Source organism: Prochlorococcus marinus str. MIT 0918 (assembly GCF_027359415.1).
GTDB lineage: Bacteria > Cyanobacteriota > Cyanobacteriia > PCC-6307 > Cyanobiaceae > Prochlorococcus_E > Prochlorococcus_E marinus_C.
The window spans coordinates 1,607,455-1,633,062 of record NZ_CP114780.1; the positions used below are offsets into that span (position 1 = coordinate 1,607,455).

General features: G+C 36.7%; 25 protein-coding genes, 2 tRNA genes and 2 rRNA genes. 14 read left to right on the forward strand and 15 right to left on the reverse strand.

Annotated elements, in window-relative coordinates; genetic code table 11:
- Positions 1-90 precede the first annotated feature (90 nt).
- Positions 91-2,964: ribosomal RNA gene (locus O5636_RS08725) — 23S ribosomal RNA — on the forward strand.
- A gap of 113 nt (positions 2,965-3,077) precedes the next feature.
- Positions 3,078-3,194: ribosomal RNA gene (rrf, locus tag O5636_RS08730) — 5S ribosomal RNA — on the forward strand.
- Between the two features lie 65 nt (positions 3,195-3,259).
- On the opposite strand, the gene O5636_RS08735 is transcribed toward rrf, so the two are convergent.
- A complete protein-coding gene (locus O5636_RS08735) occupies positions 3,260-4,111 on the reverse strand; it encodes a DNA-formamidopyrimidine glycosylase (RefSeq protein ID WP_269622407.1) in 852 nt (283 codons plus the stop codon).
- Entirely contained in the window at positions 4,104-4,316 is a 213-nt protein-coding gene (locus O5636_RS08740; RefSeq protein ID WP_269622408.1) for a photosystem I reaction center subunit IV, read from the reverse strand. Before O5636_RS08740 ends, O5636_RS08735 begins: the two co-directional genes overlap by 8 nt.
- Before the next feature lie 124 nt (positions 4,317-4,440).
- On the opposite strand from O5636_RS08740, the gene O5636_RS08745 reads away from it, so the two are divergent.
- The gene (locus O5636_RS08745) at positions 4,441-5,490 is read left to right on the forward strand and encodes a hypothetical protein (RefSeq protein WP_269622409.1); all 1,050 of its coding nucleotides are present in this window, start codon (positions 4,441-4,443) and stop codon (positions 5,488-5,490) included.
- 17 nt (positions 5,491-5,507) lie between these two features.
- Here O5636_RS08745 and O5636_RS08750 read toward each other — a convergent pair whose 3' ends face one another.
- From O5636_RS08750 to O5636_RS08765, 4 genes are all read right to left on the reverse strand, one after another.
- Complete coding sequence (locus tag O5636_RS08750; RefSeq protein ID WP_269622410.1) at positions 5,508-6,338, reverse strand: LysM peptidoglycan-binding domain-containing protein; 831 nt, start codon at positions 6,336-6,338, stop codon at positions 5,508-5,510.
- A gap of 112 nt (positions 6,339-6,450) precedes the next feature.
- A complete protein-coding gene (locus O5636_RS08755) occupies positions 6,451-7,827 on the reverse strand; it encodes an aldehyde dehydrogenase family protein (RefSeq protein WP_269622411.1) in 1,377 nt (458 codons plus the stop codon).
- Between the two features lie 192 nt (positions 7,828-8,019).
- A complete protein-coding gene (locus O5636_RS08760; RefSeq protein ID WP_269622412.1) occupies positions 8,020-8,406 on the reverse strand; it encodes a hypothetical protein in 387 nt (128 codons plus the stop codon).
- 140 nt (positions 8,407-8,546) lie between these two features.
- Entirely contained in the window at positions 8,547-9,785 is a 1,239-nt protein-coding gene (locus O5636_RS08765; protein WP_269622413.1) for an NAD(P)/FAD-dependent oxidoreductase, read from the reverse strand.
- Between the two features lie 414 nt (positions 9,786-10,199).
- Here O5636_RS08765 and O5636_RS08770 point away from each other — a divergent pair, with 414 nt between their 5' ends.
- On the forward strand, positions 10,200-10,925 hold the full coding sequence (locus O5636_RS08770) for a TVP38/TMEM64 family protein (RefSeq protein WP_269622414.1): 726 nt from the start codon (positions 10,200-10,202) through the stop codon (positions 10,923-10,925).
- 2 nt (positions 10,926-10,927) lie between these two features.
- On the opposite strand, the gene O5636_RS08775 is transcribed toward O5636_RS08770, so the two are convergent.
- The 7 genes from O5636_RS08775 to O5636_RS08805 form a co-directional block, all read right to left on the reverse strand.
- Positions 10,928-11,089: a DUF5989 family protein gene (locus tag O5636_RS08775; RefSeq protein WP_269622415.1), complete on the reverse strand. Its 162-nt coding sequence runs from the start codon at positions 11,087-11,089 to the stop codon at positions 10,928-10,930.
- Positions 11,090-11,092: 3 nt separating this feature from the next.
- A complete protein-coding gene (locus tag O5636_RS08780; protein WP_269622417.1) occupies positions 11,093-11,485 on the reverse strand; it encodes an SxtJ family membrane protein in 393 nt (130 codons plus the stop codon).
- Positions 11,485-13,359, reverse strand: coding sequence for a carbamoyltransferase (locus O5636_RS08785; RefSeq protein WP_269623580.1), 1,875 nt, complete (start codon positions 13,357-13,359; stop codon positions 11,485-11,487). Before O5636_RS08785 ends, O5636_RS08780 begins: the two co-directional genes overlap by 1 nt.
- Positions 13,360-13,646: 287 nt before the next feature.
- Positions 13,647-13,796 carry a hypothetical protein gene (locus O5636_RS08790; RefSeq protein WP_269622418.1) on the reverse strand — a complete coding sequence of 50 codons (150 nt, stop codon included), beginning with the start codon at positions 13,794-13,796 and terminating at the stop codon, positions 13,647-13,649.
- A gap of 742 nt (positions 13,797-14,538) precedes the next feature.
- On the reverse strand, positions 14,539-15,144 hold the full coding sequence (locus O5636_RS08795) for a hypothetical protein (protein ID WP_269622419.1): 606 nt from the start codon (positions 15,142-15,144) through the stop codon (positions 14,539-14,541).
- A gap of 142 nt (positions 15,145-15,286) precedes the next feature.
- Positions 15,287-15,358, reverse strand: a tRNA-Thr gene (locus tag O5636_RS08800).
- A 10-nt stretch (positions 15,359-15,368) separates the two neighbouring features.
- Positions 15,369-15,450: transfer RNA gene (locus O5636_RS08805), tRNA-Tyr, on the reverse strand.
- Positions 15,451-15,561: 111 nt separating this feature from the next.
- Here O5636_RS08805 and aroQ point away from each other — a divergent pair.
- From aroQ to proC, 10 genes are all read left to right on the forward strand, one after another.
- The gene (gene aroQ / locus O5636_RS08810; RefSeq protein ID WP_269622421.1) at positions 15,562-16,011 is read left to right on the forward strand and encodes a type II 3-dehydroquinate dehydratase; all 450 of its coding nucleotides are present in this window, start codon (positions 15,562-15,564) and stop codon (positions 16,009-16,011) included.
- 2 nt (positions 16,012-16,013) lie between these two features.
- Positions 16,014-16,628 (forward strand): tRNA-(ms[2]io[6]A)-hydroxylase, encoded by a 615-nt coding sequence (locus O5636_RS08815; RefSeq protein ID WP_269622422.1) that lies wholly within the window; start codon positions 16,014-16,016, stop codon positions 16,626-16,628.
- A 46-nt stretch (positions 16,629-16,674) separates the two neighbouring features.
- On the forward strand, positions 16,675-17,460 hold the full coding sequence (cobI, locus tag O5636_RS08820; protein ID WP_269622423.1) for a precorrin-2 C(20)-methyltransferase: 786 nt from the start codon (positions 16,675-16,677) through the stop codon (positions 17,458-17,460).
- 120 nt (positions 17,461-17,580) lie between these two features.
- A complete protein-coding gene (locus tag O5636_RS08825) occupies positions 17,581-18,042 on the forward strand; it encodes a DUF1823 family protein (RefSeq protein WP_269622424.1) in 462 nt (153 codons plus the stop codon).
- A gap of 135 nt (positions 18,043-18,177) precedes the next feature.
- Positions 18,178-19,548 (forward strand): ribosome biogenesis GTPase Der, encoded by a 1,371-nt coding sequence (gene der / locus O5636_RS08830; protein ID WP_269622425.1) that lies wholly within the window; start codon positions 18,178-18,180, stop codon positions 19,546-19,548.
- Between the two features lie 4 nt (positions 19,549-19,552).
- Positions 19,553-20,470, forward strand: a complete 918-nt coding sequence (locus tag O5636_RS08835; protein WP_269622426.1) for an energy-coupling factor transporter transmembrane component T family protein — start codon at positions 19,553-19,555, stop codon at positions 20,468-20,470.
- Positions 20,471-20,579: 109 nt separating this feature from the next.
- Positions 20,580-20,852, forward strand: a complete 273-nt coding sequence (locus tag O5636_RS08840) for a PipX family protein (RefSeq protein WP_269622427.1) — start codon at positions 20,580-20,582, stop codon at positions 20,850-20,852.
- A 7-nt stretch (positions 20,853-20,859) separates the two neighbouring features.
- Positions 20,860-21,534 (forward strand): YggS family pyridoxal phosphate-dependent enzyme, encoded by a 675-nt coding sequence (locus O5636_RS08845; RefSeq protein ID WP_269622428.1) that lies wholly within the window; start codon positions 20,860-20,862, stop codon positions 21,532-21,534.
- A gap of 131 nt (positions 21,535-21,665) precedes the next feature.
- Complete coding sequence (locus tag O5636_RS08850; RefSeq protein ID WP_269622429.1) at positions 21,666-22,235, forward strand: cell division protein SepF; 570 nt, start codon at positions 21,666-21,668, stop codon at positions 22,233-22,235.
- Positions 22,236-22,241: 6 nt separating this feature from the next.
- The gene (gene proC / locus O5636_RS08855; RefSeq protein ID WP_269622430.1) at positions 22,242-23,066 is read left to right on the forward strand and encodes a pyrroline-5-carboxylate reductase; all 825 of its coding nucleotides are present in this window, start codon (positions 22,242-22,244) and stop codon (positions 23,064-23,066) included.
- Positions 23,067-23,069: 3 nt separating this feature from the next.
- Here the strand turns inward: proC and O5636_RS08860 are convergent, their stop codons facing one another.
- Complete coding sequence (locus tag O5636_RS08860) at positions 23,070-24,230, reverse strand: glycosyltransferase family 4 protein (RefSeq protein WP_269622431.1); 1,161 nt, start codon at positions 24,228-24,230, stop codon at positions 23,070-23,072.
- Positions 24,231-24,281: 51 nt separating this feature from the next.
- Positions 24,282-25,544 carry an MFS transporter gene (locus O5636_RS08865; RefSeq protein WP_269622432.1) on the reverse strand — a complete coding sequence of 421 codons (1,263 nt, stop codon included), beginning with the start codon at positions 25,542-25,544 and terminating at the stop codon, positions 24,282-24,284.
- Between the last annotated feature and the right edge of the window lie 64 nt (positions 25,545-25,608).

The window sequence follows — 25,608 nt, forward strand, 5'->3', positions numbered from 1 at the left end:
TATAAGTTTAAAATTTTGAATTTATAGATTTTATGTTTAATTCTTGAGTTAGAGCAAATTCTCGGTTTTTAAATATTATCGAGAATTAATGGTCAAGCTACAAAGGGCTCACGGTGGATACCTTGGCACACAGAGGCGATGAAGGACGTGGTTACCTGCGATAAGTCTCGGGGAGCTGGAAGCACGCTTTGATCCGGGAATTTCCGAATGGGGCAACCCTTAATACGGCCAGCTGAATATATAGGCTGGAACGAGCCAACCCAGCGAACTGAAACATCTTAGTAGCTGGAGGAAAGGAAAGTAAAAACGACTCCCTAAGTAGCGGCGAGCGAACGGGGAACAGCCCAAACCGATGGTTTCGATCATCGGGGTTGTGGGACAGCAATGTGGACCAATCAACCTAGAAGAAGCGTTTGAATGGCGCGCCATAGAGGGTGAAAGCCCCGTAATCGAAAGGGGAGTTGGCCTAGCTGTATCCCGAGTAGCACGGAGCACGTGGAATTCCGTGTGAATCTACGAGGACCACCTCGTAAGGCTAAGTACTCCTGTGTGACCGATAGCGAAACAGTACCGCGAGGGAAAGGTGAAAAGAACCCCGGGAGGGGAGTGAAATAGAACATGAAACCGTGAGCTTACAAGCAATGGGAGCCCGACTTATCGGGTGACCGTGTGCCTGTTGAAGAATGAGCCGGCGACTTATAGGCACTGGCGGGTTAAACCGGGAATGGTGGAGCCATAGCGAAAGCGAGTCTTAATAGGGCGTTTGTCAGTGTTTATAGACCCGAACCCTGGTGATCTAACCATGGCCAGGATGAAGCTTGGGTGATACCAAGTGGAGGTCCGAACCGACTGATGTTGAAAAATCAGCGGATGAGCTGTGGTTAGGGGTGAAATGCCAATCGAACCAGGAGCTAGCTGGTTCTCCCCGAAATACGTTGAGGCGTAGCGTCTAGTGCTCCAGCAGGGGGGTAAAGCCACCATTTCTGTGCGGGCTGCGAGAGCGGTACCAAATAGAGATGAACTCTGAATACCCTGTGTGTAACTAGGCAGTCAGACTGTGGGGGATAAGCTCCACACTCGAAAGGGAAACAGCCCAGACCGCCAGCTAAGGTCCCAAAATCAACACTAAGTGATAAAGGAGGTGGGATTGCTTAGACAACCAGGAGGTTTGCTTAGAAGCAGCCATCCTCAAAGGAGTGCGTAATAGCTCACTGGTCGAGCGATCCTGCGCCGAAAATGAACGGGGCTAAGTGTTGTACCGAAGCTGCGGATTTACTTGTAAATGGTAGGGGAGCGTTCTATGTGGGGTGAAGCGTTAGCGTAAGCGGGCGTGGACTGCATTGAAGTGAGAATGTCGGCTTGAGTAGCGAAAACATGGGTGAGAATCCCATGCCCCGAAACCCTAAGGGTTCCTCCGGCAGGCTCGTCCGCGGAGGGTTAGTCTGGACCTAAGGCGAGGCCGAAAGGCGTAGTCGATGGATAACAGGTCAACATTCCTGTACCAGTTATGTTTTGGGAAGGGGGACGGAGAAGGCTAGCCAAGCCAGATGTTGGTTACTGGTTCAAGCGTTCAAGGCTTTGAGGAACGGAGAAAACGTTCTGAGCTAAGGCGTGAGTACGAGTTGCTACGGCAACGAAGTTGGTGATGTCATGCTTCCAAGAAAAGCCCTATACCCGCTAAGGCATAATTGCCTGTACCCGAAACCGACACAGGTGGGGTGGTAGAGAATACCGAGGGGCGCGAGATAACTCTCTCTAAGGAACTCGGCAAAATGGCCCCGTAACTTCGGGAGAAGGGGTGCCAGCGAGAGCTGGCCGCAGTGAAGAGGCCCAAGCGACTGTTTACCAAAAACACAGGTCTCCGCTAAGTCGCAAGACGATGTATGGGGGCTGACGCCTGCCCAGTGCCGGAAGGTTAAGGAAGCCGGTTAGCGTAAGCGAAGCTAGCGACTGAAGCCCCGGTGAACGGCGGCCGTAACTATAACGGTCCTAAGGTAGCGAAATTCCTTGTCGGGTAAGTTCCGACCCGCACGAAAGGCGTAACGATTTGGGCGCTGTCTCGGAGAGAGGCTCGGCGAAATAGAATTGTCTGTGAAGATGCGGACTACGTACACCCGGACAGAAAGACCCTATGAAGCTTTACTGTAGGTTGATATTGGTCTCGGGCTCTGAATGCGCAGGATAGGTGGGAGACTTTGAAGTAGTGCTTGTGGGTGCTACTGAGTCAATGGTGAGATACCACTCTTTTAGAGCTAGGGTTCTAACGCTTACCCGTTATCCGGGAAGCGGACAGTATCTGCTGGGCAGTTTGACTGGGGCGGTCGCCTCCTAAAAGGTAACGGAGGCGCACAAAGGTTCCCTCAGGCTGGTTGGAAATCAGTCGCTGAGTGCAAAAGCAGAAGGGAGCTTGACTGTGAGACCTACAAGTCGAACAGGGACGAAAGTCGGTTTTAGTGATCCGACGGTTCTGAGTGGAAGGGCCGTCGCTCAACGGATAAAAGTTACTCTAGGGATAACAGGCTGATCTCCCCCAAGAGTTCACATCGACGGGGAGGTTTGGCACCTCGATGTCGGCTCATCGCAACCTGGGGCTGAAGTCGGTCCCAAGGGTTGGGCTGTTCGCCCATTAAAGCGGTACGCGAGCTGGGTTCAGAACGTCGTGAGACAGTTCGGTCCATATCCGGTGTACGCGCAGGAATATTGAGAGGATTTCTCCCTAGTACGAGAGGACCGGGAGGAACGCACCTCTGGTGTACCAGTTATCGTGCCAACGGTAAACGCTGGGTAGCCATGTGCGGAGTGGATAACCGCTGAAAGCATCTAAGTGGGAAGCCCACCTCAAGATGAGTATTCCCATGGCATAAGCCAGTAAGGTCACGGGAAGAACACCCGTTGATAGGCTCTACGTGGAAGCCTGGTAACAGGTGCAGCGGAGGAGTACTAATAGACCGAGGGCTTGACCTACTTCTTCATTTAACAATTGAATTAACCTTTACTTCTTTCCTGATTTCTTTTAATTAGAAAGTAATATTCTATGCAGTTCTCAAGGTTCATTCCTTGAAAATGAAAAATGTTTTCCTGGTGTTCATCGCGATGTGGACCCACTCCGATCCATCCCGAACTCGGTCGTGAAACGCATCAGCGGCGACGATATTTGGGGGGCAGCCCCCTGAGAAAATAGCTCAATGCCAGGTAAAACACTTTTCAAAATTTATTAGTAAAAAAAATAACTAATAAAACCCTTCTGCATAGGAGGGTTTTATTTTTGGCATTTTGGACACCAATGAGTGCCTCTTCCAGCAATTTTTTCTTTTTGGATTCTCTCACCACACTTTCTACATGGTTTATTGAATCTTTTATAAACCCAGGCTTCTCCTCCATATTTCCCAGTAATACCTTCTATATCTCTGAAATCACTAAAAGTTGTGCCTCCTTTACCAATACTTTTTTTTAAAACTTTAATAAGGCTTTCACATAGTTTTTTGACTTCAATGTTATTTAGGGTTCTAGATTCTTTTGTAGGAATTATCCCAGCTTCAAAAAGGCTTTCATCTGCATAAATGTTTCCTGTTCCAGCAACTATAGATTGATCTAGTAATGATGCCTTAATACTTCTTTTTCTATTTTGTAGAGATAGTGATAGGTATGAAGGATTAAACTCTTTGCTAAATGGCTCTGGACCTAAAGTTTTGAGACCATTAATTTTGTCTTCTGGATGATATTTAGAGGAGATCCACCACATTTGACCAAAGTTTCGAGTATCCACAAACCTAATCTCTTGACCTTTATCATTCCAAAATCGAACTCTTGTATGTGCACAACTAGTTGTTTTCTTTTGGAACCATTGAAAATGTCCTGTCATTCTTAAATGTACAACTAACCATCCAGCAAACTCTTTTCTCTTTCCTTTCTTTAAAGCAGCTATTAAATATTTTCCTCTTCTGGTCCATTCACCTATAATTACTCCCTTCATATTTTGGAGGAACTTAGTAGATCCGCCAAAACTTGCTATAGATCTTTCACTTAATACTTCTAACTCTACGATAAGAAAATCTTTTAAACGACTTTCTAGTCCTTTGCGAACTGTCTCAACTTCAGGTAATTCAGGCAATAGATTCTAGTTCGTTTTCTGCAAAATTATTAGTATTATTGCCACCATCCACTCCACTAAAGGCAGCATAGTTGACTTTTTCAAAGCGAACTACTACTGGATATTTGATTCCAGAAGTATCAACGGATGCAACTTTGCCTATTTCGTTGTACCAATATGATTCAGGTCTTTTGACTCTGACCATGTCACCTCTTGAGATAGACATTTTCTTTATGCTGTTAATGCAATAATAAGACTATCGTGGGATAAGTTCAATTTCGTTCTAACGTCACAGAATGTCGTCCCTTTTGGTTTTGTCTGTTAAATCATGTGTTTAACTTTAGGTTTTTGTGGAAACAGTACTCAACCCTGACCCTTCAATATTGCAGCTGGATTTGCCAGATCCAGAGAAGGATGATCTAAATGGAATTGAATTTTTAGATCGACTTCAACAGGCTTGGTCAGTTTGTGAAAAATTTGATCTTCATACAGATATTTGGAGAGGTAAAATTTTACGAGTGGTTCGTGATAGAGAAAAACGTGGAGGCGATGGAAGAGGGGCAGGTTTTTTGCAATGGCTTAGAGAAATGGATATTAGTAAAACAAGAGCATATGCTCTTATTCAATTGGCGGATTCAGCAGATGAATTAATTGTTGGTGGAGTCTTAGATGAGAAAAGTGTAAATAATTTTTCAAGAAGATCTTTTATAGAAACAGCTCAGTCTTCTCCTGAAGTGCAGCAAATGATTGCTGAAGCAGCTAATAAAGGCGACGAAATAACAAGAAAGGCGGTACGTCGTCTTTCAGATGAATTTACATCAGTAACTAGTCCCTTATTGCCAGAAGAGATTCGTCAGAAAACACAGGAGAATTTACTTCCACCTAAAATTGTTGCTCCTTTAGCAAAAGAGCTGTCCAAGCTGCCAGAAATTTTGCAAGAAGATTTTCGTCAGGCTTTAATAGATTCCCCAGATATAGATTCAATTAAAGAAATTACTAGTACCGCTAGATGGATGGGAAAATCAAATGAGGCCTTTTTGTCATTAAGGGTTCTGCAGAAGGCTAATTTAAACTTAGATAAAGCAACACAAGAAGCGCAAAGAATAGAAGTTTTAGGTTTTTTATCAGATGCTTTGGTACAAGCTAAAAATATTGAGGCTTCTGTTTTAAGGCTGCATACATCTTGGAGAAAATTGGGAATCTTAAATGAAAAAATTTATCTTGAAAGTGGTAGCAGTACTCCTTATCTCAGAGAAGTCCTTAATGCGCTCCAATCACTTAGTGGCTCAACCATGAAGGTACCTCTGGGTGAGATTGGTGGAGGTGGCAAAATAAGATTGCAAATAGTTGAAGAACCAGCTGATCAATTAGACCCCCCGTCAATGTCAATTAATAACTAAATAATTTAGCCTTCATTTTAAATTGAGTTTTCACAAATTGCATCTAATAAGTTAAATTCAAAATCATTATTTGGAGTTAGCCATTCACTCCATTTGCCATTGGGGGGCCGCCAATTTATTTTACTTGTAGGACAATGAATAGCTACAAATAAAGGCTTTCCATTTTTATGAATTGCTGGTGTGACAAAACTTCCATTAACTTTTTTCCAGCCAGACCAATTTATTTTTAATGGGCCAAAATCATTCCATTCAATTAGGTTGGATTTGGGATCTTTAACATCAAGGCTCCTTTGATTATATTTATCTTGATAATTTGAATTTAGAGTGATTCTTGAGCCAACCCTAAGACTATTTGGGTTAATTATTTTATTTGCTTTAATTATTTCTTCTAAAGAAATATTATATAGATTAGAAATACTTGATAAAGTATCACCCTTTAAAACAATATGAAAATCAGATTTATTTTCAGTAGGTATATTAATATTTATAGCCTCATTTGGTAAATTAATTACCTCTCCAATAGAAATTAAATTAGGATTTTTAATATTATTTAATTTAATTATATCTAAGGGATCTACTCTATATATTTTTGCAATATTATTTATAGTTTGACCAGCTTCAATCGTATGAGTCTTGTAGGACACAACTTTTTCTTTAGCTTGAGAGTTTATTGGAAGCTTAATCCTTTGCCCATCTAATATAGTATCTGCATTGTAAATACCATTTGCGTCCATTATTGCTCTAACGGAAACATTGTATTCGTCGGCTATTTTGGACAAGGTATCTCCTTCTTTAATAACAACTTCATTAGCTTTAGAAGTTAATGGCATGATAAAAAATAATGCCATTAGAAGAAAACCTTTTTTCTTCATAGTGTTAATCAATCAATCAAAAGATACCTCTATTTCTTAAACATGCTATGAATCTTTATTCATATTTAAGAAGATAACCATTTCTTTGCTATCTCATTATTCGATTCAAGAAGGAAATATCAATATTATATGGCGGATAACGGAATTTAAGGTCTAACCAGAATGGTCTATCTAAAACAGACTTTTGATGTGAAAATGTTTCAAAACCAGCTTGGCCATGATATCTCCCTGTTCCGCTATCTCCTACACCTCCAAAAGGCAACTCTGGTATGCCAGCATGCATGATTACATCATTAAAACAAACACCGCCTGAACTTGTCATTCTAAGTAATTTTTCCTTATCTTGATTACTTCCTCCAAACATATAAATAGAAAGAGGCTTGCTTTGTTCCCTTATTAAGTTAATTGCGTGATCAATATTTTGAATATCCCAAATAGGAAGGATAGGACCGAAAATTTCTTCTTTAATAAAGGAATCGTCACTATCATTTAAACTAATTATTGTAGGGGAAACTTTTCTCTCATTAAGATTTACTTCTCCTCCATGAAGAATTTGATTTTTTGCCTTTGCATTATTTATTAAATCAATAACTCTCTTAAACTGCCTTTTATTTATACTTGCAATGTTATCAGAATTATTAGGATTTTCACCATAAAAACTATTAATATAGAATTTTAGCTTTTCAATTAATTGCGTTCTTATCTCTCTTTGAACGAAAAGATGATTGGGTGCTAAACATGTTTGTCCAGCATTGAGACTTTTTCCCCATACAAGCCTTTTTGCAGTTGTATTTATATCGGCACCTTCTAATACTACGGCTGGATTTTTGCCTCCAAGCTCAAGAGTGATAGGTGTAAGCGTTTTTGCTGCTGCTGCCATTATTTTTCGACCTGTTTCGGTACCACCTGTAAAGAAAATATGATCAAAGTTATGAGATAAAAGTTTCTCGCTGAAATGTTCGTCGCCTTGTAAAACTCTTACTACATTATTAGGAAAAGTCTGACTAATAAGCTTTTCTATAAGACCTGAAGTTGCTGGCGCATATTCTGATGGTTTTAAAACAGCAGTATTACCTGCAGCTAGTGCAGATATAAGAGGATGCAAGGAAAGCATAAACGGATAATTCCAAGCCCCTATTACAAGAACACACCCCAACGGTTCGTTAATAACATAAGCTTTTCCAGGTTTTAGCCAAAGAGGAACTTCTATCGATTTAGGTTTCATCCATTTCGATAGCTTTTGTTGGCAAACCTTAAGTTCTTGTTTGAGTGCCAAAATTTCAAAAAATGCTTCTGTTTGAGGCTTTTGAAGATCGGCATATAAAGCCTTTAATATTGCATTTTGGTTTTGATTAAGGAGATTACTTAGCCGTTTTAATTGGAGCCTTCGCCAGGACTCAGATCTTGTTTCTCCTGATGAAACGATCTTTCGTAGATCTTCAATTGTAAACTTTTGCTCTTGCAATGATTTAAAAGATTGAGAAATAGTGGTTACTAAGGTTTTTAATAATTATTTTCTTATTTACACTATAGCTTTGCTTGGGGATTAACAGTTGTTATAAAAAAACAATACTTGCTGTAAGGTTTCATTCTATTCCAGTGACTACTGTAGGGTATTTTTTTAGTCTGTATCTATATTTAAACAGCATTTATTATGTTATTTAAGTTTTAAAAATGATATGCCTTTACCCTTTGTATATATAACATTCCATATAGCTGTTGATACGTCCTTTAACTCAGAGATAAACTTTTCACTGTTACCTGATGCCAACCACCTTGCCTTTATTTTAGGAATTTCTTCTTGCATTAACTCCATTTTTATTTTAATTAAAATCAAACTTTTATCTCCATAAGACCTTTTAATAGCAAGTTCCTCACTAGTTTGAAAGACCCTCATCAGTAATTGCTTTACCAAATCTTCTCCCATCTCTTTATCTAATTCAGAATTGGAAAGTGTTTCTGTTGATGATTTACCCCCAAGCGGCATTAACCTTTTTGTACCCTGCTCAATTAAAGCTAGAGCAATTAAATATTGATAATCCATATGCAGATTATGGGTGCTAAAAATTTATCTTAGACAAGAAGCAAGCTTATTAATCAATATTCTTTATTATTAATTAATATGTTGTTGCCGACACTTATTCGTTAACATATAATCAAAAAAGAGCATGAAGTTTGTAAACATCATGGTTTTAAATATTTTGCAATAGCTTTTCCTGCAATCCAACCACTTGTCCAGCAATGCTGAAAATTAAACCCTCCAGTAATTCCATCAATATTTAATATTTCACCAGCAAAGTATAAACCATTGCATATTCTACTTTCCATTAAATTTAATTTTAAATCGTCTAAAATAATTCCTCCAGCAGTTACAAACTCTTCTCCAAAAGGTCCTTTGCCAACAACTAATAGCTCTTGTTGAGTTAAGATTTTTGATATTATATTCTCATGCGAAATAGAAAGACTGGACCAATTCATATGAGGATTTATTTCGACACTCTCTAATAGATTTAACCAAAGTCTTTTTGGTAATTTTTTGAATGGGTAAAAGCTAATAAGTTTTTTATCAGCATAGCTTTTCCTATAGAGCGAGCATAATGATTTAATATCATTTATATCACTATCTAGCCAGTTTATAAGTAATTTTGCTTTGTACCCGTTGTTATTTAGGCTCCGAGCTGCATAAGCACTTAGCTTTAATATAGCAGGACCACTTAGCCCCCAATGAGTTATTAAAACTGTTCCTTTTTCAGAAAGAGTATTATCACCTGTATCAACTTTTAAATTTACTTTTTCTATTGAGATTCCAGAGCAACTTCTTAGCCACTTATAATCTAATTTTAGTGTAAATAGAGAAGGTACTGAAGGGACAGTTTTATGCCCTAAGTTATTAGCAATTTTTTTCCCACTAGGGCTTCCTCCAGTTGTTAGTAAAATTGCTTTTGAGAAAAAGAAATGGCCACCTTTGCTTTTAACTTCAAACCCCTTAGACCCAAGATTATTAATCGTTTCAACAGGATTTTGTGTAAGACAAACTATACCAATTTCTTTTGCTGCATTTTGTAGGCAGCTAACCACTTCTTTAGATGAATTTGATTTTGGGAAGACTCTTCCATCCTTTTCTGAAACTAACTCTAGGCCTCTAGTTGTAAACCAGTCCCATGCATCTCCTGTTGCAAAATGACTGAATATTCCTTTTAATGGAGTCCCTCCTCGAGGGTAATTAGATATTAAGTCGTTTGGTTCCCAACAAGCATGAGTAACATTACATCTCCCTCCTCCACTTATTCGAACTTTTTCAAGTGCTTTAGAAGTCGCTTCTAATATAAGTATAGAAGATACTCCTTCTTCTGCGGCTGTAATAGCCCCCATATAACCTGCGGCACCTCCTCCGACTACTATCAAATCAAAAGAATCAGGCAACTTTTTACTTTGATATTATTAATTCACTTTCATTGTAAGAGAAGTTTCTCCTAAAAAAACCTAGCTTTGTTAGATACCTACTTAGATATTTTTAGAAAATCACAATACTATTCATAGAGATTGAGGTTCTGAATATAAAAGGATATTTGGCTTGTTATTAATTTTGCATAGCTTTGAAGGCTTTTTATGTACTATAAATTTTCTTTGATGGAGTGTGAACTTATCTCTCAGGTGCTATAAAGCTTGCTAAGGATTACATTACTAAAGGCCAAAGCATTAAATTTTATCAATCTGAAAACAAAGTAATGTATTTAGTGTGAGATCAAGTTATGTTATAGCACTTAAAGTATTATTATCAAAAAAGTTGACTGGTGCGAATAAAAAATGGACAATTAGAAATTAAAAGCTTTTTTGATGACACAAAAATATTACAATAAAATCATATACAAGTTTTTAACGCTTCTTTTTATTGTCCTATTCCTATTTATTGCCTATCAGAATTTTGATATAAAATTTGTAATTAATGCTTTTGAATCTAATTACAATAGAATAGGAAGCTTTGCCTTTTCCACAGCAATATTAATATTCACTTTAAGGTCTCTTAGTATATTAATTCCAATACTTCCAGGTACATATTGCTCTGTCATAGCAGGATATATATATGGAATTAAAACAGGGTTAATAATAATATTCTTTGCAGATTTTCTTGCATGCTCTATTTCATTTATCTTGTCAAGAAGATTAGGTAGAGGATTTGTAAAAAAACTATTAGGATCTACCCAAATGAATAGAGTAGAAAGAATTAGTAAAAATTATTTAGAAGATAATTTTTTCTTAATGACTGGACTTTTGATGACTCAATTCTTTGATTTTGTTTGCTATGCAATTGGGTTAACTAAAATCTCTTGGAAAAAATTTATGCCTGCATTAATTTTAAGTATATTAATTTCAGATGCTCCTTTCGTTGCCGGTGGATATACAATTCAAAAAATTCAAGATGTAAGTCTAAGACAAATTTTAAATGGTGAAATTAGCTCTTTGGATGGGCCTTACCTTTTAATATTCCTGATTTCATTCTTAACTATAATATGTTTAGGATTATTTAATATGAAGTTTAATAAGAAAAGAAAACTCAACTAATTTTAGAATATTGTATAAATAAATGGTGCAATTACTGACCCTTGTGTGATGATAATAAGAGCTCCCATTGCAACTAATGTAATTATTAATGGGGCCAGCCAATATTTTTTCCTAATTCTTAGGAAATCCCAAATATCTTTAACTAGATCAAGAAAAGCTTCCATTTATCAAAAAATACGAGTTAGATCAATTGTCCCATTTTTAACACTTTCTCTGTAAGTATCAAGCTTTAAGCTTTTCAACCTTAAAGGATCATATCCGAATAACCTCATTAAAAATGAAATTGGCTGTAAAACAATTATAAATACTAGACCTAGAATAATTCTACTATTTATCCATCCAAGTAAATCCCCTATAAAAATCCATGCTTTATAAGGTTTGCTAAGAGAAGCAGGAGAGATTATTGCAAGAAAAAGACTAGGAAGGCTTACCCAAAGAGTCCAAATGCGAAAATGATGACCTGTTATTAAAGGAATTAACCATCCTAAGATCAATGGAAAGGCTATAGCAATTAAATAGCCAAAATCTCTTAATTGTTTTTTAGAAGGCTTTTGATTCATTAGTCTAATTCAAACTCTTGCATCCAAGTTTCATTTTCTTCACTCTTTGGTTGATCACTTTTAAAAAGAATTTGATTTTCTAGAACTAATACATCCATTTCTGTTCTCATGAAACATCTATAAGCATCTTGTGGAGTGCATACAATAGGTTCTCCTCTAACATTAAATGAGGTATTAATTAATGTTGGGCATCCAGTCTCTTCCTTAAAGGCTTGAATAATATTATAGAAACGAGGGTTTGTGTCTTTACTTACTGTTTGAATCCTTGCAGAGTAATCAACATGAGTAATTGCAGGAAGCGTAGATCTAGCTACGTTCAACTTGTCAATTCCAAAAAGACTTTCTTCTTCAGATGTTATTGACTTACATAATTCACTTTTAATTTGTGCGACTAAAAGCATATAAGGACTTTTGCAATCTAGGTTAAACTGGGTTGAGAGATCCTCTTCTAAAATTGATGGCGCGAATGGTCTAAAACTTTCACGGTATTTAATTTTTAAATTCATTATACTTTGCATCTTTAAGTTTCTAGGATCTCCAATTATTGATCGAGCACCAAGAGCTCTTGGCCCAAATTCCATTGGACCATTAAATAAACCAATTACCTTCCCATCTTTTATTAATTTAGCTAATTCTTTAAAGAGTTCTTCGTCTTTTTTAGATTTATATGGAGCATTAATATTATTTAGATAAGACTTAATAAACTTATTAGAAAAACTTGGACCTAAATAGCTTCCTTTCATAGAATCATTTTCTGTTGGATGGCGTTCATTTTGGCAATATTGATAAAAAGCTAAGAGTGCTGCACCTAGAGATGTACCTGCATCGCCTGCTGCAGGTTGAATCCATATGTTCTTAAATATTTTTTGTTGGTGCAATTTACCATTAGAGACACAATTTAATGCAACACCTCCTGCTAGGCATAGGTTATCAAGACCTGTTTCTTCTTTTATTGACTTTCCTAATAACAGTGTAATTTCTTCTGTTACGACTTGAATTGACGCAGCTAAATCCATATGGAATTGAGTTAATGCCGCTTCGCTTTTTCTTGGAGGCTGACCAAATAATTTATTAAACTTTTTCCCTGTCATACGAAAACCACGATGATATTTGAAATAACTCATATCTAGCCTGAATGTGCCATCAGGTTTAATATCGATTAAATATTTTTTAATTAGATCAACATACTTTGGTTGACCATAGGGAGCTAATCCCATTAATTTATATTCACCTGAGTTAACTTTAAAGCCACAATAATAAGTAAAAGCTGAATATAGAAGACCTAGTGAATGAGGAAAACTTATTTCCCAAAGAGGTTTGATTTTATTTCCTTTGCCTATCCATGCGCTTGTAGTGGCCCATTCGCCTACCCCATCCATGCATAAGATTGCAGCCTCTTCAAATGGACTAGGATAAAATGCAGACGCTGCGTGAGAGAGATGATGTTGTGAAAAAAGAAGTTTGGGTAAATTGATTGCTTTTCTAGCATTGCCAGTTAGTTCTTGTTGTATATCTTTTAAGCTATTTTTGATTTGTGATTTTAAGAAGAGCTTTTCTTTTAACCATACTTGCATAGCAGCTATGAATGATCTCCCTCCTCTAGGTGCTGTTCCTAAATATGTTTCTAAAAGACGTTCGAAAGTCAATAATGGTTTTTCATAATAAATAACGTAATCAATATCTTTCAGTGTTAAATTATTATTTTCTAAGCAATAATGAAGGGCTTGCTTTGGAAAATTAGAGTCATGCTTTTTACGAGTAAACCTTTCTTCTTGGACAGCGGCAATTATTTGACCATCAACCACTAGGGTTGCTGCACTATCATGATAATAACAGGATAATCCAATTATTCTGATGTTTTTTTTAGTTACCATTCTTTGTACTTGCGTTAAGTTAGGCACTTATTTCAGTAATCATTTTACAATACGCTGTGTATTTTGATTTTGGCTAATAATTTTGAATCGCAGTTCCTTCAAAGCCACCTCGTAAGATCTTATGCCTTTTATGCTTAGCATGTTAACTTTTCAAGTACGACTATTTTATTCATAAATAAAATAGTTAGAACAATCCATATTAATTAAAAGACAAAAATTTTAATCCTTACCCTAGCTTTTAAAAGTAATAATTTTAGAAGGAGTTTTAAATTATAGAGATTTAGAGATCACGCCTTATCTTGAGTTGAGATCATCTCTGCAAGCAACTTAGAAGCATAACGATCCAGTTCAAGTGAGTCCTCTCTTCTTAAGTCGCAAATAGGGTCATTGTTTAGAAAACAATCCTCAATGAAAGCATCAAAGGCTTTTGAAGTCATTCAAATAGAAGTAATTAAACAAAATATGCAGCATATAAATAATGAATCAAGTGAGTCTTAACACCTACTTTTATAGCATCTAAGATTCTTTTGCTTAATCAATTAAAGAATTAACCTTTATTTCATGTAAATATTACTTTCTTTATGGAGACTTTTTCTATAAATGTGATTGATTGCACTTAGTAAATCCTTTTGCCCCTACTTTTTAATTTAAAACATAGACATTAGAGGTGCAATCTAATATTTATCATTATGAGTGTTAGCTATGCCTAATTCATACATACTTGCATCTTCGTGAATAGAGTCCCTCAAATTATTAGATCCTGCTCCAAATGAATTGTAGACTCCATAATCTACTGATTCATATAGGAAGATTAGTTATATGCCTATTAGAATACATTTTTAAGGCTTGGGATTTGGTAAGTATATCTTGATAAGTTAAATATGCTATTATTTATTTCAATTGAGATTGCAAATTAAATTACATATTTACCCTTATTTAGTCCTCTGAAGTAATACCCTTTCTAGAGATTGGTGATAAATATGACATACTCAGGTTGTTTACATCTTATTGTGATTATTCGTATTTACCCTTTGTAAGATATTAATTATTTGGACGTATAAAAATTGTCTGAAGGGCTTTAATCTTGAAGTTGTATTAACTCTATTGCTTTCGAATAATTTCTTTTTAAGGTTGGTATTTTAGGAGGAATTAAGTAATCTAGATTTATTAGTTTAGTAATCAATTTGTTAAATATCTCTTGCTCTGGCTAGTCCTAAAAATACTGAGTCGTTTGTGATTAGGATTCTTCGCTTGATCTAATTCAAGAAGCAATTTCTTCTTTTGAAAAGTGGTGATGAAAGGGAATCTGGCATCACTAGCTCCTCTAACTTTTAATTCTCTAGCTGGATTGTGTTTTAGATCACATCCAAGTTCGACTTTAGCCCAGTCCAAAAGAACTCTGAGGATTCTGAGTTCTCTCATCACTGTATTGGCTTTGACTGTTAGAAGTCGTTGGTCTCTCCAAAGAGCAAAATGCCTGATGGAAAGCTCCTGCAGACGAACTCCTTCCATCCAATGATTGGCCATTGCCTTTAAGGGATATTGTTCGTTATGACCACTGCGATGTTGTTGGAGAGGTCCATTGATATAAGCATCAATGGCTTCTTTAAGAGTTTGAGGTGGCGGTTGATCAAGTGAGCCTGGAGCTCTTATTGACTGTTTAACAGCTTGACCCCAGAGCTCTGCTTGAGCTTTATTTCCAAATGTTTTGGATCTTGCACCGATGTGATTTTTCTTTCGGGTTAAAGCTTGCCAATCTTTTCCACCTTTGCGGATCGTTGCCATTGTCTTGATGCATCAGAAAAGATGCGCCAATCCAGAATTAGCAGTCATTTAGCAAAAGTGGACATAAAAATGGATATCCACTTTTAGATATCAACAACTCCTAGTGCCTGAGACTAATTCTCTTGGAAGAGGTTGAGGACAGTGCCCTCGTCGGGACTTGAACCCGAGACCTCTCCCTTACCAAGGGAGTGCTCTACCGCTGAGCTACAAGGGCTTGTGGAAGGTGGGCCGGGTTGGATTTGAACCAACGTAGGCAGAGCCAGCGGATTTACAGTCCGCCCCCATTAACCACTCGGGCACCGACCCTCTAACCACAAAATGACCTTAACAGTTAAAGCGTCGTAAAATCTCGAATATGTTGGGCGTTTTTTAGTGAACATAGATACGATTTAGAGAGGCAATGGCTTTTAAAGAAGGATGAACTTATTATTGATTAACGGTCCAAATCTTAATCTGCTTGGCAAGCGAGAACCTTCTATTTATGGCTTAGAGACTTTGGAAACCATTGAAGAAGCATTGACGAAGAAGGCTATCAGTCATGGAGTAACCCTTCAGAGTTTTCAAAGTAATTCAGAAGGTCAGATCGTTGACCGAATTCAACAATCAATTGCAAATGTTGATGCAATTTTGATAAATGCTGGAGCTTATACTCATACTTCTGTTGCAATAAGAGACGCTTTATTGGGGGCACAAATTCCTTATGTGGAATTACATCTAAGTAATACCTATGCAAGAGAAGGGTTTCGGCAGAAGTCTTTACTTGCTGATAGTGCAATTGGAATTATATGTGGATTTGGGGGTATGAGTTATGAGCTTGCTTTAGAAGGAGCTTTAGCATTTTTGAATAAGAATAAAAATAAGAATTAGAAATGTATAAATTACAAAAAAAAATAACCACTCCGAGAAAGATTACGTGGTTGAAGAGTTCTACGAGTCAAAGCTGGATAAAGCAAGCAATTGCAAACCCTATTGAAATTCTTATCGACCATGCTAATTGCGAGAGAAAAGCTGCTGGTTTTGCTATTCAGCTTATGTTTCGTTATTTATCCGAACCAGGATTAGCAGAAGTCTTAAGCCCCTTGGCAAGAGAAGAATTGGAACATTTTGAAAAAGTAATTGGTATTTTGCATTCAAGAGGTAGATATCTAGAGCCTTTAGCAGCACCTCCTTATGGCGGGTTATTAATGAAAAGGATTAGAAAAGAAGAGCCTTTAAGGATGCTTGATAGTTTTCTTGTTGCTGGATTAATTGAAGCAAGAAGTCATGAACGTATGAGTTTGCTTGCAAAATTTAGTCCTGATGATGAATTGAAAAACTTATATGGAGAATTACTAAAAAGTGAAGCTAGGCATTTTGGCTTGTATTTCTCTCTAGCTGAACAACGCTTTGACCGATCAGAAATTATTTCTAGATTAAATGAGCTAGCGTTCCTGGAATCATCGATCCTTTCAGAATTACATTATGAGCCAAGAATGCATAGCTGAGAGTAAGTTTTTAACTAAATAAGTATTTACTCAGGCAGAATCTAAGATGATCTTTTTTCGATTTTTAAATAAGTTTTTTTCTACGTTATTCTTTAAAGTAAGAAGGCATAGCCAAGTACCATCTTTAACATTTGTAGGCATTGGGCCAGGTGACCCTTCTCTTTTAACCTTTGCGGCTGTTGATGCAATTAAGCGATCAAGTTTAGTTGCTTTTCCAGTTGCGCGGCTTGAGGGTAGAAGTATTGCAAGAGAGGTGGTTTCTAATCTAATAAAACATAAGAAATGCTTGCCAATCTTGTTCCCAATGGTTAAAGAAGAAGACATACTTAAAAAATCATGGAAAGAAGGAAGTGAGCAGTTAGTAAAAGCAGTTACAGATGGGGAAAAAGTAGTTTTATTATGTTTAGGGGATCCTTCTTTGTATGCAACAAGTGCTTATATTATGATGGAAATCAAAAGAAACTATCCACATGTGCCATTGAAAGTAATACCTGGTGTTACTTCTTTTTCTGCAGGAGCAGCATTTTTCAAATGGCCCTTGGCTTTAAAAGATGAATCACTAATAGTTCGCACTGTTCCAAAATATAATCAAGATTTTAGACAAATGTTAGCTAAAATAGATCTTTCTAATTCGTCACTTGTACTGTTAAAATTGGGGAAGAAGTGGGAATGGGTAAAAACAATACTCGAGGAAGAAAAATTATTAGAGAGTACACTGGTTGTAGAAAGAATTGGTTTCCTTGATGAGAAGATAACTATTGCAAGCCAAGTTGATTTTGAGGTTTCATCATACTTCTCATTGTTAATTATAAGAAGAGAAAAAACTTTTTGAAATCATAGAAAATATTTTGTTTGTTTCCTTAATTAGCAGTTTAAAATCAATTGAGTATTTTAAATTTTTTCTTCCTATAATCTAGCTAAGGATTATCAGGTTATTTTATATTTAGATCCTATGAAGACTTATTGGTCACTAAGTAAAAAACTATGCATTGAAATTCTCTATGATCACATCAGTGACAACTTTGTATGTCAGTTGATATGGGAAAGGTTGGGATACATTCTCAAAGAAGGTGGCTGTAGCCTTTATTATGCTAGTCCGACCACTCCTGCTTATTGGGTTGAAAAGTATCAACAGGCACCTCAAGTAATTGCTCGGAGAGATGCTTCAGTTCATTTAACTAGATCAATCCCCAAAAAATATAAGCAAAGTTTGAAAGAATGTTTAGATTTTGAGGGTTATTCCATTAATGAACTTTTCCCACGAAGAACCAGAAGAGCTACTGCTGTGAATTGGCTTTTATCATGGGGATTAATCAGAGGGGAGAAATTGCCGGAATCTGGAAATCTCCCGACTTTGCTTAAAAAGCCGCTTAATCCATTGGCAGGTCACCCTGGAGACCCTCTAATTGAATAACCCTTGGCATTTAATTTGGCTTTTGCTAGCTAATTAATTGGTCTGAACTTTTGTGCTTGATTAAATATAAAGTAGGCTTAATTGCTTTTATTTACATTCTTTTAATAAGATAATTACTAAATTCGCTTAGATAAAATGGCGCGACCTATTGTAGCCATTATTGGTCGTCCAAATGTTGGTAAATCTACTCTGGTCAATAGACTATGCCGTAGTCGAGACGCGATAGTTCATGATCAGCCTGGAGTCACTAGAGATCGCAGTTATCAGGAAGGGTTTTGGGCCGATAGAGAATTTACTGTGGTTGATACGGGAGGGCTGGTTTTTAATGATGAAAGTGAGTTTTTACCAGAGATAAGACAACAGGCCGAACTTGCACTTACAGAAGCAGCAATTGCTTTAATTATTGTTGATGGTCAGCAAGGTTTGACGGTTGCTGATGAGGCTATCGCGGAGTGGATTAGAAGTTATGATTGTAAGGCTTTAGTAGCTGTAAACAAATGTGAATCTCCAGAGATAGGTCTTTCAATGGCAGCTGAATTTTGGAGATTAGGTTTGGGAAATCCATATCCTGTTTCGGCAATACATGGAGTAGGTACTGGTGACTTAATGGATAAAGTAGTTGAATTACTACCGCCTAAGGAACTAGATGCTGAAGGGAAAGACAATATTCAAGTATCAATTATTGGGCGACCAAATGTAGGTAAATCTAGTTTGTTGAATGCAATCAGTGGAGAGAATAGAGCAATTGTTAGTTCTATTAGAGGTACTACAAGGGATACTATTGACACATCAATAATTAGAGAAAATAGATGTTGGAGATTAATTGATACGGCTGGAATACGTCGACGTAAAAGTGTTCAATATGGCCCAGAGTTTTTTGGGATCAATCGTAGTTTTAAAGCAATTGAAAGAAGTGATGTATGTCTTTTGGTTGTAGATGCATTAGAAGGTGTTACTGAACAAGATCAACGCCTTGCAGGAAGAATTGAACAAGAAGGAAGAGCGTGTTTGATAATTGTTAATAAATGGGATGCTGTTGAAAAAGATACTTATACAATGCCAATCATTGAGAAAGAACTTCGAGCAAAATTATATTTTTTAGATTGGGCAAAAATGTTATTCACTTCAGCGCTTACGGGGAAGAGAGTTGAACATATTTTTCGATTGGCCTCTTTAGCTGTTGAACAGCATAGAAGAAGAGTATCTACATCAGTAGTTAATGAAGTAATTTCGGAGGCTTTAAGTTGGAGAAGTCCACCAACGAGTAGAGGTGGTAGGCAAGGGAGGCTTTACTACGCAACACAAGTAGCAAGTGCTCCGCCTAGCTTTACTCTTTTTGTAAACGAACCTAAACTATTTGGTGATTCATATAGAAGGTATATAGAGAGACAATTAAGAGAAGGACTAGGGTTTGAAGGTACTCCGTTGAAATTATTTTGGCGAGGTAAGCAACAACGAGAAGTTGAGAGAGAGATTGCTCGTAAGCAAAATAATACGCCTAGTTAACTAAATGGATTTTTTAAAAAGGGTTCCAATAGGTCAATATGTCGCAGGTTCTTCGGGATGGTTGAGAAGAATTGACCCAAGGGTTAAATTCTCTTGGGTTTTGATGTTTTTAATTACACCAATACTTGCGGGACCGTTGTGGAGAGTCTGTATAGTTATTTCACTTCTTTTTATTACTTTTATTGGCTCCTTGCCTTTAAGAGTTGTTTGGAGAACGCTGGTTTTTTTAGTTATTCTTTCTTGTTTTTTTGGTCTTTTTGCGATGTTTTTGCCAACAAATGAAGTTGTTGGCCAGTTAAACATACGAACCCCTCAAGAACTTCCAAATGCCATAACCTTTGGTCCCTCTTGGGAAATTTTAAGATTTGGTCCTTTTGATTTCGGTCAGCTTTCTATAGGCCCTTTTGTTGTTGACAGGCAATCTGCTGAATTAGGAGTGAAAACCTCAACATTAATTTTCACCGTTGTTTATAGCGTTAATCTCATGCTAATAACCACTTCCCCAGAGGATTTGATGTGGACTTTAAGATGGTTCCTTACTCCGCTTGCTTTGATTGGATTCCCATTGGATAGAATGAGCTTTCAGCTTTTATTGGCTTTACGTTTTATACCTTTGGTTCAAGAAGAATGTCAAAATCTACTTCGATCCTTGGCTACAAGAGCAGTTGATTTTAGAAAATTGGGATTCAAAAAATCTATAGGATTAATTTTATCAGTGGGAGAACGCTTGCTTTTAAATATTTTATTAAGAGCTGAACAAGGTGGGGATGCTCTTTTGATTAGGAGAGGGGGGTACTTGTTAAGCCCAGATTTATTCAAGCCAAAGAATTCTTGGAAAAAAAAGTCAAGATGGATCAATTTATTCTCGGCTTGCTTATTGATATTTGTCTTATGTTTAAGATATAAATATGGTTTGATTTGAGTTCCTTGGAAATTGGTTTTGGAATTGATATTTCTTTGATTTTATAAGTAATTAATCACTTTATCGACTTACAAGTATCATATTGAGTGAATTATCATTGTTTTGGAATTTGAGCTTCGCTTCTGAGAGATATCTTAACCATCCCACTTTTGGGATGCTCTATTTGGTTTCCCCTGCAGGCGAAGGAAGAGATATTTATGCAACTCTTTATGCTCAGAAAATGTTTTTTTTAGTTTCACTGCAACCAAGAGGCGCAGAATTTGAGGTGATTCCTTATATGGATGCCCGTCATTATGCAGATATGAACCTAGCCCGTTGTAGAAGAGATAAATCTGAGGACTTTGAAGTGTGGCAAAAATTATTTAAGCAAACTTTTATTTAATTTAGCAGTGAAAGCCAATCTAGATTTAAAAGAATTTAAGCAATTACTTCCTAGTCAAGTAAACCTTTTGGCTGTAAGCAAGGGGCATGAAATTAGTCAAATAAAATCCCTGGCATCTCAAGGGCAAATTGATTTTGGGGAAAGTAGAGTCCAAGAAGCTTTACCTAAAATAGAATCTCTAAAATATTTGAAAGATATCAAATGGCATTTTATTGGTAACCTTCAAGCAAATAAAGTACGTCAGGTTGTTAGGTCTTTTGATGTAATCCATTCAGTAGACTCTTTGAAACTAGCAAAAAGAATTTCAAGAATAGCTGTTGAAGAAGTTAAAAAAATGACTGTTATGGTCCAAGTGAAATTTCGAGAGGATACTAATAAGTCTGGATTATTACCTGATGAGATTAGAGCTCAATGGAATCAATTTCTTGAATTGCCTAATGTCAACATTGTAGGAGTTATGACAATTTCACCTATTGCTCTACAGAATATTCAAAGAAGAACTCTTTTTAGAGAATGTAAAACATTTGCTGCTGAATTGAATTTAAAAGAGTGCTCAATGGGAATGAGCGGAGATTGGAAAGAGGCAGTAGAAGAAGGGGCAACCTGGATACGTCTAGGTTCTTTATTATTTGGCAATAGTCTGCGCCGTCAATTAAGCCAAGATATCAAGAAAAGCAATTAAAAACCTTGCTCCTGCTTATAAATAACGCTATTTAAGTAATTAGGGATATATTTTCCTTGAGAAAGGTACTTTTCCCTTCAGTTCGGAATTATCCGAAAAGAACTCAAAACCATTCAGAGAGGATTTAAAAGGTGTCGCTTATTTCACGTCTTAGAGCTGTTGTCGCTGGTGAAGACTATTTAGATGGTGATTTTGATGAGCTTGACTATGAAACAGGTGAAGGTTTTGAGGGCTCAGATCAAGTCGGAAGTAACGGTTCGAATGGGTTAACCCCTTTTTCTGGTTCCAATCCTTTTACTACTAGAGATTCTTCATCGAAGGTGATAGGAATGCCTGGTATCTCAACGGCAACTGCAGAAGTCAGCTTGATGGAGCCAAGAAGTTTTGATGAAATGCCTAAAGCAATTCAAGCATTGAGAGAAAGAAAAACAGTTATTTTGAATTTAACAATGATGGAGCCAGATCAAGCTCAGAGAGCAGTTGATTTTGTTGCTGGTGGTACTTTTGCGATAGATGGACATCAAGAACGTGTTGGTGAGAGTATTTTCCTTTTTGCTCCAAGTTGTGTAACAGTAACTAATTCCTTTCAAGAAGAACCTTCTCCATCTAGTGTGACCACCTCAGATTCTGACAATGATTCTAATGAAGATCTTTCTGCGCCAGAACCTGCTTGGGGCGAACCTGTTTCAACAGCAATTTGAGAATCGGTGTCTTTGTCTTTGGGTGTAATTGGATTAGGAAGAATGGCTCAGGTCATTCTTCAGAGTTTATTTTTAAAAGAAAAATTTAGTTCAGATGAAGTTTTAGGAGTAGTAGGTAAAACAAAAAGTGTAGAACAGGTTTTAGCCCAATTTTCTAATGATATCTCTGTAGTAGCGGCTAATGATTCAGAGGCTGAAAAGGTTTGGCAGTTGCCTGTGAAAATTTTGGCAGTTAAGCCTCAACAGATAAATCAGATTAAAGAAAAAGCTTATATAGCTTCTGATTTGAGTAAAGATCGTCCGTTGTTAATTTCTATTGTGGCTGGAGTTAATTTGACGAGACTTCAGGCTCTATTCCCTTCCCACGCCTGTGTTCGTGCAGTTCCTAATACTCCAGTTTTAGTTGGGTCTGGGCTTACGGGACTCTCCTGGGGAGATAGGGTTTCGTTAGAACAGAGGGAATTAGTAGAAGCAATCTTTAAGCCTAATAGTGAGGTTTTTGAATTACCAGAAGAACACTTAGATGCTTTCTTAGCATTGACTTCTTCGGGGCCTGCATATGTTGCTTTAATTTCTGAAGCATTGGCTGATGGTGCCGTTGCTGCGGGATTGCCTAGGGATTTAGCTCAATCTTTGACTCATTCAACGCTTGAGGGGACTGCTTTATTGCTAAAACAAAAAGGATTACATCCTGGGCAACTGAAAGATATGGTTGCTTCACCTGCAGGAACTACTATCACTGCCTTACGTCATCTTGAAAAACAAGGATTGAGATCGGCTTTAATTGAAGCTGTAGTTATTGCTGCACAAAAGAGTCGAGAAATGGCTTAAAAATTAAAGGAGATTGTTGTAAAGATTTTCTAGAGAATCAATACTTTTTTTAAGAGTAAATTGCTCTAAGATTCTTAACCTTGCTCTTTTGCCAAGTTCAGAGATTAATAAGGGGTGTTCTTTCAGTACTGGGAGTAAAGTTTTTAATTGTGATGTCACACTTTCGGTGCTGATGATTATTCCCGCACCTTGTTTTAGAACTTCTCCATCAGCTCCTGCATCAGTAGCTATACAAGCTGTACCTGTTGCCATAGCCTCCAGCAAGGCTAGAGACAAGCCTTCTACTAAACTAGGCAGTATAAAAACTTCTGTACATTGCAGTAGAGCAACTTTTTTCTTTAAATCAGCTTCGTATCCCCACCAGAGGATTTCACAATCATCTGTTGATAAGAAATTATTTTCTAGGGTTGGTCTCAGTGGACCATCTCCAACAATTACAAGCTGACATCCATTTGTATTACTTGCTTTCCATGCTTTTAAAAGAGCCTCTAGGTTTTTTTCTGCAGCAATTCTTCCCATATATAAGAAAGTTCTTTTTGAACCCAAACGGTTTTGTACATTTATTTTTTCAGATGATGCTGAGTCAGAATTGATAGGCATCCATATCTCTTCATCAACTCCGTTAGGAATTACGTCAAGCCTATTTTTCTTTACTCCTAGTTTTATAAGTACTTCTGCTTGTTTGTCTGAAAAGACTATTACTTTATTAAAGCGTGAGAGAGCTGGGGCATAGAGTTGATAAGTAAGTTGTTGAGTGCTAGCTGTTAGGTTTCTTAGCTTTGAATCAAAAGGTGGATGAAAGGTAGCCACTAATGGGACATTAATTTGCTGACATAGATCTGGGAGCCTAAAGTCAAGAGGTGAAAGTGTAAGACTGGCATGAACAATGTCTGGTTTTAATCGTTCTAATGATTCTCTGAGTTCGCGTTGAGCACTTAGTGAAGGGATGGTATAAACCTGTGACTTAATTAAATATGGAAGGCTTACATCAGGATCATTAGCTAAGAGAGATGTTTTGGATGTATTGGAGTTGCCAGGGTTATCAAAGTGAATAAAGCTAGTTTGATATCCTCTTTTCCTTAGTTCTTTGGTTGTACTAAATCCGTAGCTAACATTTCCGCAAAAGGGTGATTTTTTCCCAAGCCAGGCTATATGAGGAGACACCTGAAGAATACTTAGATGAACTTATTGAAAGTTAGCAGTTTTGGGAGTTATTTAATGGATGTGTCCATTGAAAGCCTCATAAAATGACAGGGCCGCAAGCACTATTAATAAAGGGATTAATCCAAACTTATTTAAGAAGGCACTTATTGATAATAGAGGAACAATTATTGCGATATTATTCAAATTGTTCTGTAGGCCAAAGATTTTACCTAGTTGATCTGTTGGGGTATTTTTTTGAATTCTAGTTTGAGCAGGGATAACGATAAAAGATGTTCCTATACCAATAAGAGTGCAAAATAATGTGCAAAATAATATTGAACCTTGCGCTAAACCAAGTGCTATTAAACTGAAAGCTATGATAAGGAAGCCAATATTAGGAGTTTTAGCTTGATTCACCCTTGCTGTTTGAGTTAAATATATTGCTCCTAATGCAATGCCTAGGCCATTAAAGCCAAGAAGAACTCCAAACCTAGTAGGACCTAAACTAGTGATCGTAGATGCGATGTGTATTGATAAAATATAAAGTGAAGCAAGTAAGCAATAAACAAAAATAATTTGAGTTAAAGATTTTTTAATTATATTATTCTCTAGTAATCTAAAACTTTTTTTTATCTGATCAATAATATTTCTCTTTGATGGCTGAAGCATATTCTCAATATTTTCCTTCAATTTAACTGATCTAATTGTTGAAGATGCTATGAAATAGAAAATTGGTAACAGGAGAAATTCCCCACCTGTTATGCTTAAAAATCCGAAGAATGCTTTCATTAAAAGTAAGAAAACTTCTCCTAAGGAAAAACCCAAAATGATTGCTCCAATATTTGTAGATTGATATATTGAGTTAGCTGTAATAAGATTGTTTTTTGGCACTAATATAGGTATGATTGATTGCTCGGCTGGAGTTAGTATTTGTGTAAGACATGAGCTAATAAAAGTAATAAATAGAAATGCCCAATAGCCCCATTCACAACCTTTCCAACTAGGACCAGGGAGAATACATATAGGAATTAAAAGCATTAGTAAGCCTTTCATTAGGTTTGTAAAATACAGTACCTTTATTTTTTGAAAAAAATCTACAATTATTCCTGATATTCCTCCAATAAGTATTGCAGGCAAAGTATTTGCTATATAAACACCTGTTGCAAGAAGTGTGATTCTGTTAGTTTTAATTTCGATTAATGAACTTAAATTAGAGGAAGGTATTTCAATTAATTCAGTATGAATTTGATTAATATCAACCCAGTATTTACTAATTAGGTAAATAGATAAAACTATGTAGAGTTTATCAGCTAATTGAGAAAAAATTTGTGACACCCATATCCTTTTGTATCCTTTTATAAGAAATAGTGTTTTTACTCCTTTTTCTGAGGTTTTAATA